At 43.2% G+C, this 19,151-nt stretch carries 11 protein-coding genes; 3 read left to right on the top strand and 8 right to left on the bottom strand.

Annotated features, from left to right (window positions below; genetic code table 11):
- Window positions 1-42: 42 nt before the first annotated feature.
- The 8 genes from INP51_RS01815 to INP51_RS01780 all read right to left on the bottom strand — a co-directional run bounded on the left by INP51_RS01815 (window position 43) and on the right by INP51_RS01780 (window position 15,893).
- A complete protein-coding gene (locus INP51_RS01815; protein ID WP_193736057.1) occupies window positions 43-3,132 on the bottom strand; it encodes an alpha-mannosidase in 3,090 nt (1,029 codons plus the stop codon).
- Window positions 3,133-3,469: 337 nt separating this feature from the next.
- Window positions 3,470-6,214: a translation factor GTPase family protein gene (locus INP51_RS01810; protein WP_193736056.1), complete on the bottom strand. Its 2,745-nt coding sequence runs from the start codon at window positions 6,212-6,214 to the stop codon at window positions 3,470-3,472.
- A 105-nt stretch (window positions 6,215-6,319) separates the two neighbouring features.
- The gene (locus INP51_RS01805) at window positions 6,320-8,311 is read right to left on the bottom strand and encodes a glutaminase domain-containing protein (RefSeq protein WP_193736055.1); all 1,992 of its coding nucleotides are present in this window, start codon (window positions 8,309-8,311) and stop codon (window positions 6,320-6,322) included.
- Window positions 8,312-8,346: 35 nt separating this feature from the next.
- A complete protein-coding gene (gene uidA / locus INP51_RS01800) occupies window positions 8,347-10,140 on the bottom strand; it encodes a beta-glucuronidase (RefSeq protein WP_193736054.1) in 1,794 nt (597 codons plus the stop codon).
- Between the two features lie 33 nt (window positions 10,141-10,173).
- On the bottom strand, window positions 10,174-11,064 hold the full coding sequence (locus INP51_RS01795; protein ID WP_193736053.1) for a carbohydrate ABC transporter permease: 891 nt from the start codon (window positions 11,062-11,064) through the stop codon (window positions 10,174-10,176).
- A gap of 13 nt (window positions 11,065-11,077) precedes the next feature.
- Window positions 11,078-12,004, bottom strand: a complete 927-nt coding sequence (locus INP51_RS01790; RefSeq protein WP_193736052.1) for an ABC transporter permease — start codon at window positions 12,002-12,004, stop codon at window positions 11,078-11,080.
- A 52-nt stretch (window positions 12,005-12,056) separates the two neighbouring features.
- Entirely contained in the window at window positions 12,057-13,688 is a 1,632-nt protein-coding gene (locus tag INP51_RS01785; RefSeq protein ID WP_230406850.1) for a type 2 periplasmic-binding domain-containing protein, read from the bottom strand.
- 15 nt (window positions 13,689-13,703) lie between these two features.
- Window positions 13,704-15,893: a DUF7305 domain-containing protein gene (locus INP51_RS01780; protein ID WP_193736051.1), complete on the bottom strand. Its 2,190-nt coding sequence runs from the start codon at window positions 15,891-15,893 to the stop codon at window positions 13,704-13,706.
- Between the two features lie 183 nt (window positions 15,894-16,076).
- Between INP51_RS01780 and INP51_RS01775 the strand changes: the two genes are divergently transcribed.
- The 3 genes from INP51_RS01775 to INP51_RS01765 all read left to right on the top strand — a co-directional run bounded on the left by INP51_RS01775 (window position 16,077) and on the right by INP51_RS01765 (window position 19,076).
- A complete protein-coding gene (locus INP51_RS01775) occupies window positions 16,077-16,862 on the top strand; it encodes an AraC family transcriptional regulator (RefSeq protein ID WP_193736050.1) in 786 nt (261 codons plus the stop codon).
- Between the two features lie 281 nt (window positions 16,863-17,143).
- Entirely contained in the window at window positions 17,144-17,824 is a 681-nt protein-coding gene (locus tag INP51_RS01770; RefSeq protein WP_193736049.1) for a response regulator transcription factor, read from the top strand.
- Complete coding sequence (locus INP51_RS01765) at window positions 17,817-19,076, top strand: sensor histidine kinase (protein WP_193736048.1); 1,260 nt, start codon at window positions 17,817-17,819, stop codon at window positions 19,074-19,076. Before INP51_RS01770 ends, INP51_RS01765 begins: the two co-directional genes overlap by 8 nt.
- Window positions 19,077-19,151: the final 75 nt, after the last annotated feature.

Here is a 19,151-nt window from a genome sequence, read left to right as displayed (position 1 = left end):
CCTCCTATAAGACCACAATCTAATATGTGTTTATAATCCCGATTAAAAACGAATCCGAAAACTCTTTATCTCATATGGTTTGATTGCAAATTTCAATGTATTTCCTTTTGTTTTCACCTCTGCAGTCTCTTCCTCAATCAGACTACATTCGCATGCAGAACTTATCAAAGCATCGAATGTCAGTCTTGCATTGGTCAGTGCATTTTCACACTCATAGAGTCGTATGATCACACCATCTTTGTCCTCTGCTTCTTTGATCGTCTCGAGTACAACGTTTCTGGCATCGACAGAAACATAAGAAAATCTGCTGTTTTTTGCATTTCCAGCATGCACAAGGACTGGCTGGTTAAAAAAGTATGCCTGTTTTACCGTCTCACCCTCTTTCCACGTCCCAGCGTGTGGATATATAGAATAAGCGAAATGATGTACTTCCTGATCAGCTGTGGGATTCGGATCGGTGCCTGACTTGATCAGCGTGAGTCCTATCACACCATCTTTGATGGAGTGTCCATACTTACAATCATTTAGGATACTTACTCCGTAATGTCCTTCTGAAAGGTCAGCCCACTTCTGTCCACAGGATTCAAACTGAGCTTTGTCCCAGCTGGTGTTGCTGTGTGTCTTGCGAGTCAGGTTTCCATATTGTATCTCATAAGTAGCTTCATCCGTGTGAACATTGACTGGGAAATGCACCTTAAGAAGATGCTGATGCTCCCTCCAGTCTACCTTTGTCTCAAAATCGATTCTGCGTGAATCTGCGTAAAAATATATCTTCTGACAGATTGTCGAGTTACTGACACGGCGTTCCTGATACAGGGCTGCGCGTATCGGTCCTTCCTCGATCCATTCCACCTTCGCAAGATCAGTGACATCCCAGAATTTCTCTGTGTAGTAAATATCGATATCCCAGTCGTCGAAACTCATGGGTTTATCTTCATACATCCGCAAGAGATTAGCATGCTCGCCTTCTCTTAACACCTCACGCTTATTTTCCTTATCCCAGATACGAGTCATGCATCCATTTTCATCGAACTTTATAATATAATATGGAGTCTCTATGCCATCCTCAGAAAATGCAATTGGATTTGATTTCTCCTCTCTGACAGCGGGTGTAAATATCTCGTAGCCTTTTGACGGCAGATGTTCGATGTATGCGATGGCTCCCTCTTTTGTCTTTTGCACATCGAAAACATCACCTTTGGAGTTTTGAAGTGCATTTCCTTCAAAATCGGGAAGAACCACAAGGTCATCACGCTCAAATCCGGTAGTATTGAATATTGTAATTGCATTGTTTTCTTCCGTCTTCAAAAGCTTTTGTAATCGTTCTTGTGTCAGTATGCCAATCTTTTCTTCCACTTGCTCATATTCATGTTTTGATACTTCATACACCTCGTGAATCGCCGAACCCGGAAGGATATCATGGAACTGATTTTTCAATATGACTTTCCACAGATCGTCCAATTTTTCGTGTGGATAATCGACCATTTCTTTTGCAAGAACACTGAGCAACTCTAGATCCATCATATGCAGCTCCGCTTTTCTGTTGGAACGTTTATTGCGGGCCATGGAAGTATAAGTTCCCCGGTGATATTCAAAATATAGTTCTCCCTCCCATCTGGGCAGGCGCGGATGATTCTTTACCCGTTCCTCCAACTCTTCAAAATAGGTATGGGAAAACGCCTGTCGAACTTTCGGTATTCCCTCAACTCCCTTTTCCATACGAATGGAAGTTTCGAGCATATCCCGGGTCGGACCGCCGCCTCCGTCTCCATAGCCATAAGAGATCAGAATATCGTTGTTGATATCTTTATTTTGATAGCGGTGCCATCCGCCCAGGATTGCATCCGGATGCAGCATACCATTATAAGTTGTAAAGAAGTTATCCTCGCTTTGACCTACACCGAGTGTCGTAACCAGATGCGTCAGAATCTCGGTTCCGTCAATCCCTCTCCACATAAACGTGTCATATGGCATCTGATTGAACTGATTCCACGCAAGTTTTGTTGTCATGAAATATTTGATACCGCTCTTCTTCATAATCTGAGGAAGTGCCCCTGAATAACCAAAGACATCGGGAAGCCATAAGATCTCATTGTCCAGTCCAAACTCTTCTTTAAAAAATCTCTTTCCATATAAGAACTGACGAGCAAGACTCTCTCCACTGGTCAGATTGCAGTCTGCTTCAACCCACATACCGCCTTCCGGCTCCCAGCGTTTATCCTTGATCTTCTGTTTTACTTGCTCATAGGTCTTTGGATATCGTTCTTTAAGGAACTGATATAGCTGGGGCTGGCTGGACATAAACTGATACCCGGGATACTCGTCCATCAATTTCAAAACTGTTGCAAAGCTGCGCACTGTCTTTTCCTGCGTCTGGGCAACCGTCCACAGCCATGCGACATCAATATGAGTATGTCCGATACAGGTTGCAATTACTTCATCTGAGCCTGCAAGATCAGTATACAATGCCTGATCCAGATATTTTCGAGCTTTATGTACACTATCGTAAAAGTCCTCTGAATAGGGTGTCCGAAGATCAAGAAGGTTGACGGCATGATTCAAAACTCTTTCCAGGTCCCTTCTTGGCTTTCCATCTTTTTCTAATCTTGGGAATGCCTCCAGCGGAACTTTCATATCATAATATAATCCGGTAATCTCAGGATCAATCTCCCTGGCCTCTGCAATCATCTTGAGTTCACCATAGGGTCTGCCGCTGTATGCCTGCAGTTCAAGAAGATAAGTTTTACCGGATATGGCAGCCCGGCTTAAGAGAATATCATTGTGATTGCTGTCCACGCCCTGAAGCGGATTCTTATCTACAAACAGTAAAAACTGTGGATCGCCACCTGCCCAGCCTTCAATAGCTGTGCTGATATGCAGCCACAGAGGTTTATTGTCAAACTCTTCTGGCACAGTAAGCTCACACCGGAACCAATAGTGTTCATCCGGTCCGTACCAATACATCCTGTCGCTGTCAAAGGATTCAAACTCAGTTAAATCATCTTTGACATCTTCCGGGTGTATAAAGAATCCCTTCTTATATTCCCACCCGTCGATCTTTCTTCTCTGCTTTACCGCAAGTCTTCTCAGTTCATTGCAGATAACGCCTGCACGTCTGTCCAAAAAATCCATAAGACCCTCCTGTACTTATCTTTGTTATACTATAGCGATATAAAGAACGTATATTTTATAACGATATACTATTCTTGAATCTATGTATATTTTATCGCCTGTTTATATTATATGCTATCGTGATTTTAATTACAACCCACAATTTTATATAATAATAATTAGTGAATTTTGTCCCAAATATACTAATAATCTTGATTAAATATAAATTTTTTGCTCATTTTTCTTTCTTAATGATATATTATTTATAATTAGATCATATGATGCAGAATTGGAATAAAAAAGCAAAGACAGATCCAATACCAGGACCTGCCTTCTTCGTTCTTTCTCTATTTTTTTCTTATTTCTTTTTCTTTTGCGGATTATTCTTTCGGTTCTTTTTCCCCAGACGAATCTCTTCCATCAACTCCACCAGATCTTTGGGCAGATGATCGAATAAATAGTTTTTACTGTGCGGCTGTCTGTTCAGATAAGTAGTGGAAATCTCGATATTTGCGGTCTGAATCTCTTCTTTTAATTCCATCGCGGACATTCGGATGGCCCCTTGTCCCATGATGATAATCTGTTCCAGCGCATCCGAGGTCGCAACCGTCAAGTTATATCTGTGTTCCATTCTGTGTACAGCTTTTTCGATATATTGATCTGCTGTCTCCGCTTCCTTCGTATACACCACATAGATGTCATCATATTTCATCGTCTTTTCTGCATTTCCTTCCACCTTATAGGCATCAAAAACCAGAATCAGCGTATTATTCTTGTATCCCTGATAATTGGAAAGTATGTCCATCAGCTTTGATCTCGCAGCGCCCAGATCATATGCTGCAAGGTCGCTTAGTTCCTCCCAGGAAAAGATAATATTATATCCATCCACCAGCAGATACTCCGGTCTCCTGCTCTCCTCTTTTTCTTTGCCATAATTCTTTTTTTCTTCTCGCTGCCCGGCCGTGCGAATGGTCTTTGCATACCCGTTTTTCTTTCTCTGGGTGGTACCATAAGTCCGCTCGAAGATATCCTTTAGTTCCCTGTCCAGTTTCAGACTTTTTCCGGCATTTTCACTGCGCAGGGAATCCCCACTGTCTCCCGTGTTCCAGGAACGATCTTGTCCGATATCATCCGTTTTGATGTGCATATAATCACGAACTTGATTCCATGGAACCAAAAAACCGGACCCATGGGCACAAAAGACGGAAGATGACGGATTTTCCTGATCTTTATCCGGGTCATAACTTTTCTTGGCTATGACTTCATTCGCATTGTGGCATCGCTTATAGCCTTTTACCAAAAGAGACAGACTGCCCCTGCCTCTTGTATATGCTGTCACTTCTCTCTGGTAATTCTGCATGGTACTCACCGGCACTTCACCAGTGATTATGGAAAAATCATTCTGTGTCTCCGGCTCCGAAAAACTGCCGCCCATTCTCTGCACATCCGAGATCGCCCTTCCAAGCATATCGACTGGTATCTCCAGCCGATATGCATAATATGGTTCCAGCAGCACAGATTTTGCCTGCATCAACCCCTGGCGCACCGCGCGATACGTCGCCTGCCGAAAATCACCGCCCTCCGTGTGCTTGATGTGTGAACGCCCAGTCAGCAGCGTAATCTTCATATCGGTAATCTCGGATCCCGTCAAAACACCACGATAGCTTTTCTCCTGCAGATGTGTGAGAATGAGTCTCTGCCAATTCTTATCGAGAATATCCTCGCTGCAGCTGCTTGAAAACACAAGACCACTGCCAGGATCCCCTGGCTTCATCAGAAGATGTACCTCTGCATAGTGTCTGAGAGGCTCAAAATGCCCGACCCCTTCCACCGTATTCTCAATCGTCTCCTTATACACAATCTTTCTGGATCCAAAACCGGCAGTCACGCCGTATCTCTCCCGGATCAAATCTTTTAGTATCTCAATTTGAACTTCCCCCATCACCTGTGCGTGAATCTCTTGCAGCTCTTCATTCCATACGATATGAAGAAGGGGCTCTTCTTCCTCCAGATCTCGAAGTCTCCGGAGCATCCGATGTTGATCTGTTCCCTCCGGGAACAGAATCTGATAAGTCAGAACCGGTTCCAATACCGGAATCTCTTCGCTGTGTCTTTCAAAGCCCAGGCCTTGCCCGGAATATGTGCTGCTAAGCCCAGTGACAGCGCAGACCGTTCCTGCCGGCACCTCTTTTTCCATGCGATAATCAGAACCGGAATAAATACGGATCTGATCTGCTTTCTCTTCCCAGACAGCAGTGCCATCCGGATCTTTATCAATGTCACCGGACCGATTTGTCAGAAGCATCTTTACCTTCAGACATCCTCCTGTCACTTTCAAGTGTGTCAGTCTTATACCTGAATCATCTCTGCTGATCTTATATACCCGGGCCCCAAACTCATCGGGATAGTCCAGACAATGAGTGTAAGACGTAACCCCATCCAACAGTTCCCGGACACCTTGCACTTTCAGTGCAGACCCAAAATAGCAGGGGAAAACCTTTCTCTGTGTGATCAGCCCGGTGATTTTCTTCTCGGATATACTGCCTTTTTTCAGGTACTCGTCCAAAACAATCTCATCACACATCGCCAGATTTTCCAGAAATTCTTCCTGCCCCGGACAGCCCGTAAAATCCACGCATCGTTCATCAAGCCTTCGCTGAAGCTCTTCCATGAGGCGTCCGCGATCTGTCCCTGGCTGGTCCATCTTATTGATAAACAAAAAGGTCGGAATCTTATATTTCTTTAATAGTTTCCAGAGAGTTTCCACATGCCCTTGTACCCCATCGGCTCCGCTGATAACCAGCACGGCATAATCCAGGATCTGCAGCGTCCGCTCCATTTCCGCTGAAAAGTCCACATGTCCCGGGGTGTCAAGTAAAGTCACTTCCCGATCCCCAGAAATGAACACTGCCTGCTTGGAAAATATGGTAATTCCACGGTTTTTCTCCAATTCATAAGTATCCAAGAACGCATCCTTATGGTCGACCCGACCCAGTTTTCGTATACTTCCGGTCAGATATAGCATGCTCTCTGCCAGTGTCGTCTTCCCGGCATCCACATGAGCCAGTATCCCAAGCACCAACTTTTTTGTATTTTTAATCATATCTCATCGTCCAATCGTGATTATTATCATAAGAATACCACGAATAGGCGAGTTATAGCAAGTTAAGCGTCTCAAGAGCAGCGCCTCCGAGCGATCGCGGTGGATCTATTTTGTTCCTTGTCGGCCAATGAATTGCATTCTGTCAATCAATATTGGCATAAAGATTCCACCTTGTACACTTCTTGCAATAAAGGCATTTTGTTTTCCGGTCTTAGTGTCGTACCAGTCTGAGAACGGTACCCGTGACTCGGTTTCTTGCTGGTATCTCGCCACTGGTTCAATAAATTGCTTCCTCTGTTCCAGATCGTCCGTAAGCGCCGCCGACCACAGAATCCAGTCACTCTTCGTATAAGACTTTCTGTTATCGAGTGGTACACCATATTTCTGGTTTTTCTTCAGATAATATTCTATCTCCTTCTCATACATCTGATCAGAAAACAGATTGCTATTGAAGAACTTATCCCAGATTGTGTTGTATTTTAAGCTCCAGGTACCCTCACCATCGAAGGTCAGTCTATAATGATCCTGATCAAATGCACGGTCTTCCCAGCTTTCTGCCATCATTTTTGCTTTTTCGTGATAAGTTTCATAATCTTTTTCGCTGCCCGCGAGTCTGCAAATCTGTGCATATGCCTCGATTCCTACAATCGCTTTTGCTGAAAGATTGACGTTATGGGAGAGATGGCCTGCAAAGTCATCAGTACAAAGCTGTTCTCCCGGGTCATCACCATATTCTATCAGATATTTCGTCCATTGTTTCAGAATATCCATGTAGGGAAGGGCAAAGTCTGCATTCTTATCCAAGAGGCAGGCCGCTGCTGTCATAACCAGCATATTCCCACACTCTTCCACTGGCATTTGGAAATGATATTCATAGATATCACATTTTTTCGGGAATTGATGATAAAAGGGAGCTATGTTTCCATTTTCACCGTCGTATTCGCCTTTATGGTTCTTCAGTCCATAGACCTGACCGGACGCATAGGGATACCGCCCGACATCATGTGGTGCGAAGTCGAACTCCCACACCGGAAGCTGGCTGAATCGGAATATCGGTCTAAGCATTCCTTTCACGTATTCGGTGTTGTGCAGCAGATACAGAGGAATCGAAGGATAGCTGACATCCACGGTTCCGATACATCCATTCGAATCATTTTCTTTGGAAAGGAAGATGATTTCCCCGTTTTCATCTGTAATCAGTTTATGTGCAGCGATACTCTGACGATAGCTTAGATTACACAAGTAAGCATATTCTTTGCCTCCGGACTTCTCCGCAGCCTCTTCCATCCTCTGGTCGAATTGTTCTGCTTTCTTTAAAACGACTTTTTTATCCTCTAGGCTTGCCGCAATTGCATCAAGAATCGTTGCATATTGTTCTGTCCAATAAGCCTTCTTCCAGTTTCCAAAATAATAGATTGACAAAAGGTCATCGTAAGCAATCACGAAGGATACCTTCTCCTTTTGATCTTGTATTGCAGCGCTGCCTTTTAAGCATTCCTCTTCGCCGTCAAACAAGATCTTGGTGCCTTTCGAATCAGAAGCAAGATATAGCGTTCCCCAGTCGATGGTAATGTTATCTCCACTGTGTCCGAGCGGTGCCTGGTTTGCCTTACTCATAGTGGCATAATGGAAACTGCCTCCAGATGGCAGCGAAGCCTGATGACTGCCCCCGATAATCTTGCCTTTCGTATATCTAACAAGCTCTGCTGTCAGTTCCAAATGCAAGCTTACCACTACGTCTTTTTTCTTTTCGATGTCAAAATCCACATAAGTGCATGGTCTTGACACCAAAAGTGGATCTTCCAGCAAAAGTGGCGAAGTAAACCGCACACTTAATTTCACAGCTTCGTTTTCAAAATGATAAATTGTAGATGTCGCGGTAAGCTCCATACATGTCTGCATAAGTACCTTATTGTCATCATGGTTTCCCATAAAATAATATGTTTCACCGTCCACTGCCAGACTCCCATACATTCTCTGTGATATTCTGCTCCAATGCATGGTATCGGCGTCGTAAAGATGATCTGACGGTGACCAGACTGAGAAATACGGGTCATGTGTAATCAGTGGTACGCTGGCTGTTTTTTTTATAATCATATAAGTTCTCCTTACTATTTATTACATAGTCGCAATCAATGATATTTATCCGGTTGATGCCACCTCTCTCTGAAATAGTGAGCGGCAAGTTTCGGTTTTCGATCTCTGGTAAATAGTCCCTTTTTGTTTCCACAGACACGGGTGAGGTTTTCCTCTGTATCAAAATCAGCAAAATTCCATACTTGTTCACCTATAAAATTATCCAATTGATCTACAACGTCATGATTCATCTTATAATATTCCAGCTGATATTCTTCCGTAAACAGACGAGGTGTCGAATTGTGATATCCACTTATGGTATCCACTCCGTATTCCGTGAACATAAAAGGTTTACCAGTCGAGTTCCAGAACTTCATTTCTTTTTCCATTAGATCACGGGCACGGGAAAGGTCGCCACAGGCAATATACCATCCGTAATAGCGGTTTAAACAATAGATATCACTAAGCTTTAAACTGCAATCGTCTTTATAGTTTTCCATTGCAACACTGGCCATGGTACAAGGGCGACACTGGGGATCTTCCCTTCTTGCAAGGTCGAAAAGCGGTTTGAAATAGTTGTATGCACCTTTTGCAGAACCATCCGGTTCATTTGCAATACTCCACATCACGACACAGGCATAATTTTTGTCTCGATCTATCAAATCATGTATTACTTTTTGATGTGCCAAAGCGGTCCGGATTCCACCCTCGTTTTCCGGACTGAAAGTCCCGATTTCAATTCCGTTATGGAGATTAGCTCCACCGCTGAAATTGATATTTAAACCGACAGCCGGTACTTCGTCAATTACTACAATCCCCTTTTCATCACACAACTGCATCATTTCTTCGCTGTAGGGATAATGACTGGTTCGGAAACTATTTGCACCAATCCAATCAAACAGAGACAGATCTTTTACGTTCATAACCTCATTGAAACCTCGGCCATTTGGAAAGGTATCCTCATGTTTCCCAAATCCTCTGAAATAAAATGGTTTTTCATTGATTAAAAATTTGTTTCCTTTCACGGCGACCGTCCGGATTCCGTATAAAAATTCATAGATATCATCTTCGAAAGAGACTCGAACTTGATACAGATATGGATTTCCCGGTTCCCAGAGGCAAGGGCTATCAACATTCAATGTTCCCGTTATCTTATGTTCATCGGAAACTAGCTCTCCGTCTCTTGTGAGCAGTTCGATATGAATGGAAGTATCCATTTCCGGATCATGTGAAGTAGCATTTTTGGTATTTACAGTATAAGTCAAAGATGCTTTTTTCGCATCAATTTTCGGTACAATTGTAATGTTTTCAATGTATGCACGCGGTGTAGTGTACAGAAAAACCGGTCGGATAATTCCGCTGTAATTAAAGAAATCAAAATTGGCCTCATTTTTATCAGGGTGATCTTCCCGACCCACAGGGAGCGTGGAGTAATCAATACGGTTGTCGACACATACTGTAAGCAAATTGTGTGTGTGAAGCCCGCTCTTATCCAGTTCCACTTCAAAAGGGAGAAAGCCTCCAATGTGTTTGGCTGCTAATTCTTTGTTTACATATACCTTTGCTTTATGTGTCACGGCACCGAAACGTAAGACCAGCCGGTCCGGGCTTTCGAGAAGGGCACGCGGGATAGTCAAATCCCGCTGATAAAACACAAGACCGCAGTGATTTCGAAAATCATATCCTTCCTGAAGATCATTGTAGGAGGCTGGGACGGGCATTTTGATTGGATTTTGCAGCCTTTTTTCGAACCATTTTTCTTTCATTCCATTGCCGTTATCTAGTTTAAAGTCCCAAATTCCATCGAGATTTATTACGCTGCGTGATTCACTGTTTCTTGGATATAACATGTTTTGTCTCCTCATGTAATTATTGGGAGCAGCTTATTCTTTCACCGCTCCGATCATGACGCCTTTTGTAAAGTATTTTTGTATAAAAGGATAAACCAGAAGAATCGGTACTGTTGCGACGATAATGGTCGCATATCGGATAGTCATGCCGATAGCCTCTGTGTCTCCGCCAATCCCTCCTGCCTGCATGGACTGTGTGGAGGAAAGCAGTATCTCCCGGAGAATGACCTGCAGCGGAAGAAGATTCCGGTCGCGAAGAATCGCCGATGCCCAGAACCATCCGTTCCATTTTTCCACTCCGTAATATAAGACCATCACGGATAACGTGGGTTTGGATAATGGAAGTACAATACTGGTGAGAATTTTCAGATGGCTTGCACCATCAATTTCAGCTGCGTCGATTAAACTGTCCGGTATGGATTCAAAAGCTGTCCGAAGAATAATCATATTGTATGTATTGATCATAAAGGGGACAACGATCCCGGCCAAAGTGTTGGTCAGATGCAGTGATTTCAGATTCAGATAGAAGGGAATCAGTCCTCCGCTTATGAACATTGTGATCATAATAAAGATTGTAATTGGCTTTTTCCACATAAGGTTTTTTCTCGACAGAACATATGCCCCAAGAGAGGTCATGAACAGACATACGATAACGCCGCTCACAAGTATGATTAATGTATTCTTATATCCACTTAAAATATTTGGATTCGAGAGTACCTGTTTATAAGCCTGAATGCTGAATCCGAGAGGTTTAATCAGAGCGCCCTGATGACGGATTATCTTATTGGGCTTACTGAAAGAAGCCATTAATACATGCCACATCGGATAGATACATACGACAGCCAAAATAAGCAGAAGTACATAGTTGACACATTGGAAGATTCTCTCAGGCAGGGAGACCTTGATTTTTTTATTTTTTTTCATCACTTACGCCTCCTTACCACAAACTGTTTTCGGTTACTTTTTTGCTGATCTTGTTGGCCAGAACCAAAAGCACACAGTTAATCAGTGAATTCATCAGACCGATTGCCGTTGAATAGCTCCAGTTCTGTTCCAGTAATCCGACTCGGTAGATATAAGATGAAATGATATCTGCTGTCTCATAAGTAGAGTTATTATAGAGCAGAATTGTCTTCTCATACCCCATACCCATCAGCGAACCCAGACGCAGAATCAGCATAATTACGATGGTAGGAGTAATTCCCGGAAGTGTCACATGCAGCATCTGCTTAAACTTTCCCGCGCCGTCAATCTCGGCGGCCTCGTAGAGCTGCTGGTCTACCCCGGAAAGGGCTGCCAGATAAATTATGGATCCCCATCCGATTTCCTGCCAGATATCCGAGAGGATATAGATCATACGATAGTATGCCGGATCCTGCAGCAGAGGAACTCTTTTCCCTCCGAGAAATACAATAATGTCATTGATCAGGCCATCAGACACACAGAACTCTTTGATGATGCCTACAACAACTACTAATGAAATGAAATGTGGAAGGTAGGTGGCCGTCTGTATAAAGGACTTGTATCTCTTTTTCTTCACCTCGTTGAGCAGGAGAGCGAGTATAATCGGCGCCGGAAATGCAAATACCAGGCTATACAGGCTCAGGACGATCGTGTTCCGGACAAGACGCACAAAATACGGACTGTTAAAGAATCGTATAAAGTGTTTCAATCCCACCCAGCTGCTCCCAAGCAGCCCTTTTGTCGGTATATAATCCTGAAATGCTATTAGAGCACCATACATTGGCTTATACATAAAAACTGCATAAAATACGATAACGGGTATGATCAGGATATATAAGGACTTATTCCTGACCCAGTCCCGTTTGACTCTATAACTGAATTTTTCTTTTTTGGTTTTCATAGATGATCTGACTCCTTTAAAATCGGGGAGGCTGAAACCTCCCCGTATTCTTTCAGCGTTTCTGGTATCTCTCGTATGCGGCAGTGTTGATCTCGACAGCCTGCTCGAGACCCATCTGATTCAAAGTATCCAGATACTTATCAAAACCACTGTCAATATCTTCCGTTCCCATAATAAATTTTGCGGACATCTCGCCTACATATGTTCCAATATCGTTCATAATTGTCGCATATTCAGAACTCTCATCGGATGTCCTGGTAATTTCCGGCATCAGATGCTCTTTCGCGTTTGTGTCTGCCCAGGTTTTAATAGCCTCCTTTGCCTGATCCATATACAGGTACTGCTCCTGATAGCGGCTGTCCTGAACGAAAGGACCAAAGCTGTATGCCAGAATATAGTCGGCAATTGCCTGGGAAACCGGCCATCCGTTTTCATTTTTCCAGACGACATCCGTGTAAACCGGATTATCGTTTTCCATGGTATAAGAGACCCCGTCCTCACCAAAATTGAACATCATATGACCTTCTTCACCGTATCCGTAATCGAGAACCTCTGCGGCGGTAACCGGATCTTTGCAGGTTGCTCCAATTGCGAGACCTCCATAATAGTATGGGTTTTCAATATACCCGTATTCGGGAGTTTCTCCTTTTTTCAGAACTGGATTTTTAGTTGCAGTCAAGTCATACTCAGGCTCTGTTTCCTGGCCGATGGGGATGTAGTTCATCATTCCTGAAGCAGCCCATGCTGAGGTAACTCCGGAACGACCTGTGGTCATCTTCGCTGTCGTTTCGTCTTCACCGCTTGCAAAATAATCTGGATCGATTAATCCTTCATCATACCACTGGTGCATAGTTTTCATATACTCTTTATATTCCTTTTTGGCCGGTCCAAAGACAACTTTTCCGTCATCCAGAAAAAATCCGTTCTGGACGCCGTATGCATAGGCGAAAAAGGTATCCGACTTATTCGATGCAGTAAATGGAGCACTGGCGCCCATCTGATCTTTAAAAGCTGTAAGTACATCATGCCACTCGTCTATCGTCTCGGGAACCTCAAGATTACACTTCTTCAGCCAGTCTGACCGAACGAGGGGGCCCAGATAAGAGGCATACACATCTCGCAGGGAGGGGAAAGAATAGTATCTTCCGTCATCTGTCTTAATCGTGCGGGCAACCTCTGGATGGTCTTTCAGATATTTTTTCAGATTCGGGCAGTGCTCATTGATTAAATCGTTGAGCTCCAGGATTACACCGTCATCTAAGGCTTTTGCCGGGCCACCGGGGAAACTTCTCCAGTCGTAGTCCCACAAATCGGGATAATTCCCATCCGCAAGAATCAGATTAAACTGTTCTGTGTCCTGTCCGGTAACCGGATGCTCAAACTTAATTTTCACACCAGTTTGCTTCTGCCATTGTTTTCCTATATGAGTGTCCCCCATATTCGTAAAGTTCGGTGCAATATTGGGGCGCATAACTCCCCAGTATGTGAATGTATCATCGGAGTTCAGAGGATATGTATTCTCCTTTGCCTCTACAGAGTCGGATAATTCTGCTTTTGAGCTGCCAGAGCTACTGCCCCCTTTATCACCTCCTCCACATCCACTCAGAAGAGAAGTGACCATAATTGTGCTTAGAGCTGCAGCTGTCCATAGTTTATAGGTTTTGTTTCCTGCTTTCTTTTTCATAATATCCTCCTGTATTTATTCTGCTATTTCGGGTGTTCCAGTCACCATAAAAGTATTACCCTCAATTTCAAGTTCATGATCGGATTCCGCAGTCCAGTAAACAATTTTATCCGGGCGGTCATCCGAGGATGAAGTGTAACGGAATATATAATCATTCTCGCTTTCGCTATCTTCCCGAGCCTCAAACGTGTAGCCATCCAGCTTTCCGAACAGATCTTGTATTTTGTCGCCTACCTGATTAAAGTAAGGGTCTTTGCCTTCACCGACGCCGGCATCATAATATTGTGCCTGCAGGGCCCAGGCTTTATCGGAATTGTCCATGGTGAACGGCAAGATCACCTCGAATCCCATGGCATCCAGAAGAAGCATCTGGCGGACGGTATAATCAGACTGTTCCTGGCGGGTATAATTCCCGTTAAATGGATTGGGAATATTATGCGGGAAGCCAAATTCCGTCGCGGCCGGCAGCAGATTGTGGCTCAATATATGATTCATGGCTTCGATATCATATCTGTCGCCCAGCATCTGTTCAGGGATTCCGTTAGTGTAAGGATGGAAGCTGCCATAAGTGCCATAATCCAGATATCCCTTTTCGATCATGTTATGTACCCGGTCGAGTCTCCCGTCACTGCTGTTCTTCGGCCACGCAAAGTCACCAGCCATAAAGACAGCGGTCGGATCTTCCCTCTGTATGGTCTGGACAAAATGCTGATTCAATGCCAGAATATCCTCCACACAGTCATCACTCCACTGTTCCATCCAGAAATGCCCCAGTGAGTTTGCCTCATCAAGCGCCTCATAGATAATTCCCTTCCCACTATAGTGTTTCACCATGGCGGTAATTAGATTTCTCATATTACTAACCTGTTCGTGGTAATCAATGTTTCCTTTATCTGCGATTCCATCATTGACAAACCACAGGGGAAGAATCACTTTCTTTCCGGCTTTGAGCGTCTCATCAACGGCATAGTCAAGGCGAGAGAAGTTGTAATTGCCATTCTGATCAACCATATTGTCATAAATGACAAATCCGAGACGGAAATAAGTAAAAGGCAGCTTCTTAAGCATAGACAAGTCATAATCGAAATTTGCCTTAAAAGTCTTGTCATCGAAACGATTGAAGTCATAATACATACCCCAGTTTCCGGAACCTAGTTTTTCAGTGACAGGTGTTTTCTGCGCTTTAAACTCTGGCACCTTAAGGCTCATGGAGTCGTCGTACTCGATCTGGGAAGTACCTGAAAGAGACAGGGTATCGGATACTGTAACCCCCTGTATACGGCTGCTTCCGCTTAGGGATAGTGCTGCATTCAGTGCGTAGATCTCACCCGGATTCAGCTGAGAATTTCCCGAGAGAGAAATATCCTTCGCTCCTGTTACAATGCTGCCTGTCATCTGTGCAGAATCTGACAGAGAGATATCCGCTGTTTGGGCGTATAGGCTCATATTTGCACGAGTGTTTCCTCCAAAACGAAGTGGTGAATTCCCACTATAATACAAATTGATACTATCGTAATTACCTTTGGAATTGATTTTTCCACTACCAGACAATTCAAGACTGTCAGTCACAAACAAATTTACATGGCCGCTTCCGCTTCGATTCAGAATAATCTGCCCATCTCCGGAGACAGACAGTGTCTCTGCTGTAATATTAAGATCCTCATCTCCAATATTTACAACGAGATCTTTTGTTACAGAAATATTGCTATAAGCACCACTTTTATCAATTATAGCATCTCCAGTATCTTGATATCCGGCATACAGATTTCCTTTCGGTTCAAGAGCGGGGGAATCGCGATAAGCTGGCGGTGCGAATTTCTTCTCTCTCGTAAGCTGTCGGATCTTCTTCGACGCATGTTCACCTACATCTGCTTTCGGGGAAGTGGCAACTTTGGACCACTCACTGTGTGGGCCGATCCAGAGATCTCCGTCAATAAAGGTTGACCAGTCAAAGCGAACACTTTTGTCTCTTGTGGAGTTGGTTCCCGCATCACCTATAATTTTGGAGCTTCCCTGCAGCGTGATGTCTCCCTCAGAGAATATCATATCCGAATCCGATGCCGAATGCCAGACAGAGAGATCCGAATAATCCGAAGTTTGACTCTGAGGCGGGGAAGTTCCTGCCTGCGTGTAAGATGCTGATGATACGGCCATTGCTGCAGCAAGTAGTGATGGAACTGCTTTGTTTAATCTTGAATGCTTCATAAAAATACCTCCTCCGTAATTTTTATATTTGTACACAAAAAAATGTACAAAGACAAGAAAAACAAATTACATAAAGTATAAATGATTACTTTACAGCTACATTGTATCTTCAAATTTTCTGTGATATAATATCAAATAGCGTTAATTACTAACATTATCTGTTATGAGTAAGGAGAGCTATGCATGTATACGATAATAGCCGGCGAATGTAACAGTGAACATCCGGAATCCTTTGAAATGAGTCGTCCTTATGGGGCAGATGGGCATGTCCTTCTGATGGCCAAGACAAACGGGGTATTTACATTTACAGATCAAAAATTATCTGTAAAACCTAATCAGGTTGTTCTTATTAAACGTGAGGTTCCCTATCACTGTGTGAATCCGGATGGGGAGTATTCTGATGACTGGATTCGTTTCAGATGCGACGACGATCATATATTAGACCGCTATGCCAAGCTGTTTTACAATGCGATACCTTTGAGCAATCCTCCCCGATTTACATTATATATTCAACAGATTTTATGGGAAAACAGTTATGCAGATGAAAAGTGGCGCGATGAGAATGTAGATATGCTTTTTAAGCTTCTGATGAATAATGTAGAGGCTGCATACCAAGATAAAAATTGTCCAAAGAAATATAGTCCCTATTATGCGAGAATGCAGGAACTGAGATTTCAGATTCAGTCACAGCCAATGAAAAAATATTCAATAAAAGAACTAGCCGAATCAGTTGGGATCTCTTGCTCATACTTTCAACATTTATATTCCGATTTTTTTGGTATCTCGCTCCAATCGGATCTGATCAATATGCGAATAGAAAGAGTAAAAACCATCTTACATAACACAGATCTAAGTGTGGAGAAGATTGCGGATATCTGCGGTTATTCCAGCGAAGTGCATCTCTACCGACAATTTCGTCAGAAAACTGGAATGACACCGAAGGATTACAGAATGGCATATAGAAAATGAATAGTTGCAATGCACTAATTACACTGACAAAGGACATCTCTCTAAAATTAACTGTGCACATCCTGTGCGCAATTACAAGCACAGTCTTCCAATACTTTTTCTTTCTGATTGTAGGAAAAGATAACCTGTTCAATCTATATCATATCCCAGGTACAATTTCAGCTTTATTTCAGGTTTCATCCTTATAATCTGAGTGTAAACAGACGTGACAACCATTATGATAAGACTTGTTGTTATTGAAGCAACTGTATATTGAAGATAAATCGAGGAGGACGTGTGAAATGAATATACTAATTGTAGAAGACGAAGTTCGTCTGGCAGAGGCACTGCGGGAGATCATGACAGAATCAAAGTACCTCTGTGATGTGGTCTACACTGGAACTGATGGACTGGATTACGCAACAAACGGAAACTACGATGTAGTTGTTTTAGATGTGATGCTGCCTCAAATGGATGGATTCTCTATCGTTCACGAAATGAGAAGTCAGGCGATTCAGACACCAGTATTGATGCTAACTGCCAAAGATGATATCAGCGACAAGATTGCAGGTCTGGATCACGGTGCCGATGATTATATGACCAAGCCCTTCGAACCCGGGGAGCTGTTGGCAAGAATTCGTGCCCTCGCCAGAAGAACCGGTGAAGTAATCTTCGAGAATCTTACCTTTGGTGACCTGAAACTCGTCCTCGCCACGAATGATCTGTGGTGCAAGGACAGAAATATTCACTTAAGTTTTAAGGAATTTGAGATTTTGAAGATGCTGATGATCAATTCTAATATGATCATCTCAAAAGAATCTATGATAGAAAAAGTATGGGGAAATGACTCCGATGCGGAGGATAATAATGTAGAAGCCTATGTTTCATTTCTCAGGAAAAAGTTTTACTATCTTGGTTCCAAAGTGGGAATTGTAGCGATCCGAAAAGTCGGCTATCGCCTAGAGGGAAATAAAGATGCTTAAGAGACTACGAAAAAGATTCATCATAACAAATATGATCTTTGTAATCGCCGTCATCCTGTCAGCACTGGTTGTCATGTGTGTCTCCAACTACCGGAGATTCTACGCAGACAGCATAAAAGCGATTGACCGGACTTTGTCCGGAGATGTAGAAGATTTAAAACCGGCACTGGAATTCGGTGACAGGGATGGGAAACGACCTCCACGCCCCAAAGATGATAGTGGAATTGGCAAAATTGCTGTATTTACCGTAACACTTGAAGTAAATTCAAATACCGTATCGGGTATCAATGACAGCGGCATCCAAGTTGACACTGACACTGCGCAAAAAGCTGCAGACGCAGCTATTGCAGCTAATAAAATTTCCGGAACACTGCAGAGTATGGGACTGCGGTTTAAAATGCAGGCTGCAAAAAACGGTCTGAAGATTGCCTTTGCAGATATTACTAATGAACAGGACAGCATGCAAAGCCTGATCCTGATTTCAGTGCTTATATTTGCAATCGTACTTCTGACATCCTTTATCATCAGCCTCTTTCTCTCCAAACGAGCCCTTGCACCGGTACAAAAAGCCTGGGATCAACAGCATCAGTTCGTAGCAGATGCCTCTCATGAACTGAAAACTCCGCTAACTGTCATCCTCGCCAACCTGGGAATCATCAAAAGTCATTCACAACATACCATCGAAGAGGAAAGAAAATGGCTTGACAACACCGAAGAAGAAGCTATTCAGATGAAGGATCTGCTGCAGGACCTCTTATTTCTTGCAAGAGAGGATGCAGACAACGCTCCACCTGCTCCACATGTAGAGTTTGATCTATCCAGGCTTGTCTGGGAGTGCATCCTTTCTTTCGAGTCCGTGACTTACGAACAAAAAACCGAGATGACAGAAGACATTCAGGATCATATTCTAATTAATGGAAACGAAAAGCAGATCAAACAGCTTTTGATCATCTTGCTGGACAATGCATGTAAATACGCAAAAGGAGGAACGATCTATCTTCTGCTGCGGCAGGAACACGAAAAAGTGATCCTAAGTATCAAAAACTCAGGTGTGATAATTCCCAAAAAGGATCTGGAACATATCTTCGAACGCTTCTATCGTGCAAGCAAGTCCAGATCACGAGAAACAGGCGGTTACGGTCTTGGATTATCAATCGCGCACACAATTGTACAAAAGCATAACGGAAAAATCAAAGCTGAAAGTAATGAAAAGGATGGGACAACATTTTGTGTCGTACTTCCAGTACTTTAGCAAAGACATTTACTTTGGAGATTTAAAGTCAAAGTTTATCCTTATAGCAAAAATGGCCAGTCATATATACTGGAC

The organism is Blautia liquoris, assembly GCF_015159595.1.
GTDB classification, from domain to species: domain Bacteria; phylum Bacillota; class Clostridia; order Lachnospirales; family Lachnospiraceae; genus Novisyntrophococcus; species Novisyntrophococcus liquoris.
Note: the sequence above shows the minus strand (reverse complement) of the source record. Positions and strands in the feature narration are given on the sequence as shown.

Coding starts and splice junctions, on each gene's coding strand:
- INP51_RS01780 (WP_193736051.1), bottom strand. CDS start 15,893: ATGAAGCATTCAAGATTAAACAAAGCAGTTCCATCACTACTTGCTGCA.
- INP51_RS01770 (WP_193736049.1), top strand. CDS start 17,144: ATGAATATACTAATTGTAGAAGACGAAGTTCGTCTGGCAGAGGCACTG.
- INP51_RS01805 (WP_193736055.1), bottom strand. CDS start 8,311: ATGATTATAAAAAAAACAGCCAGCGTACCACTGATTACACATGACCCG.
- INP51_RS01810 (WP_193736056.1), bottom strand. CDS start 6,214: ATGATTAAAAATACAAAAAAGTTGGTGCTTGGGATACTGGCTCATGTG.
- INP51_RS01790 (WP_193736052.1), bottom strand. CDS start 12,004: ATGAAAACCAAAAAAGAAAAATTCAGTTATAGAGTCAAACGGGACTGG.
- INP51_RS01785 (WP_230406850.1), bottom strand. CDS start 13,688: ATGAAAAAGAAAGCAGGAAACAAAACCTATAAACTATGGACAGCTGCA.
- uidA (WP_193736054.1), bottom strand. CDS start 10,140: ATGTTATATCCAAGAAACAGTGAATCACGCAGCGTAATAAATCTCGAT.
- INP51_RS01765 (WP_193736048.1), top strand. CDS start 17,817: ATGCTTAAGAGACTACGAAAAAGATTCATCATAACAAATATGATCTTT.
- INP51_RS01795 (WP_193736053.1), bottom strand. CDS start 11,064: ATGAAAAAAAATAAAAAAATCAAGGTCTCCCTGCCTGAGAGAATCTTC.
- INP51_RS01815 (WP_193736057.1), bottom strand. CDS start 3,132: ATGGATTTTTTGGACAGACGTGCAGGCGTTATCTGCAATGAACTGAGA.
- INP51_RS01775 (WP_193736050.1), top strand. CDS start 16,077: ATGTATACGATAATAGCCGGCGAATGTAACAGTGAACATCCGGAATCC.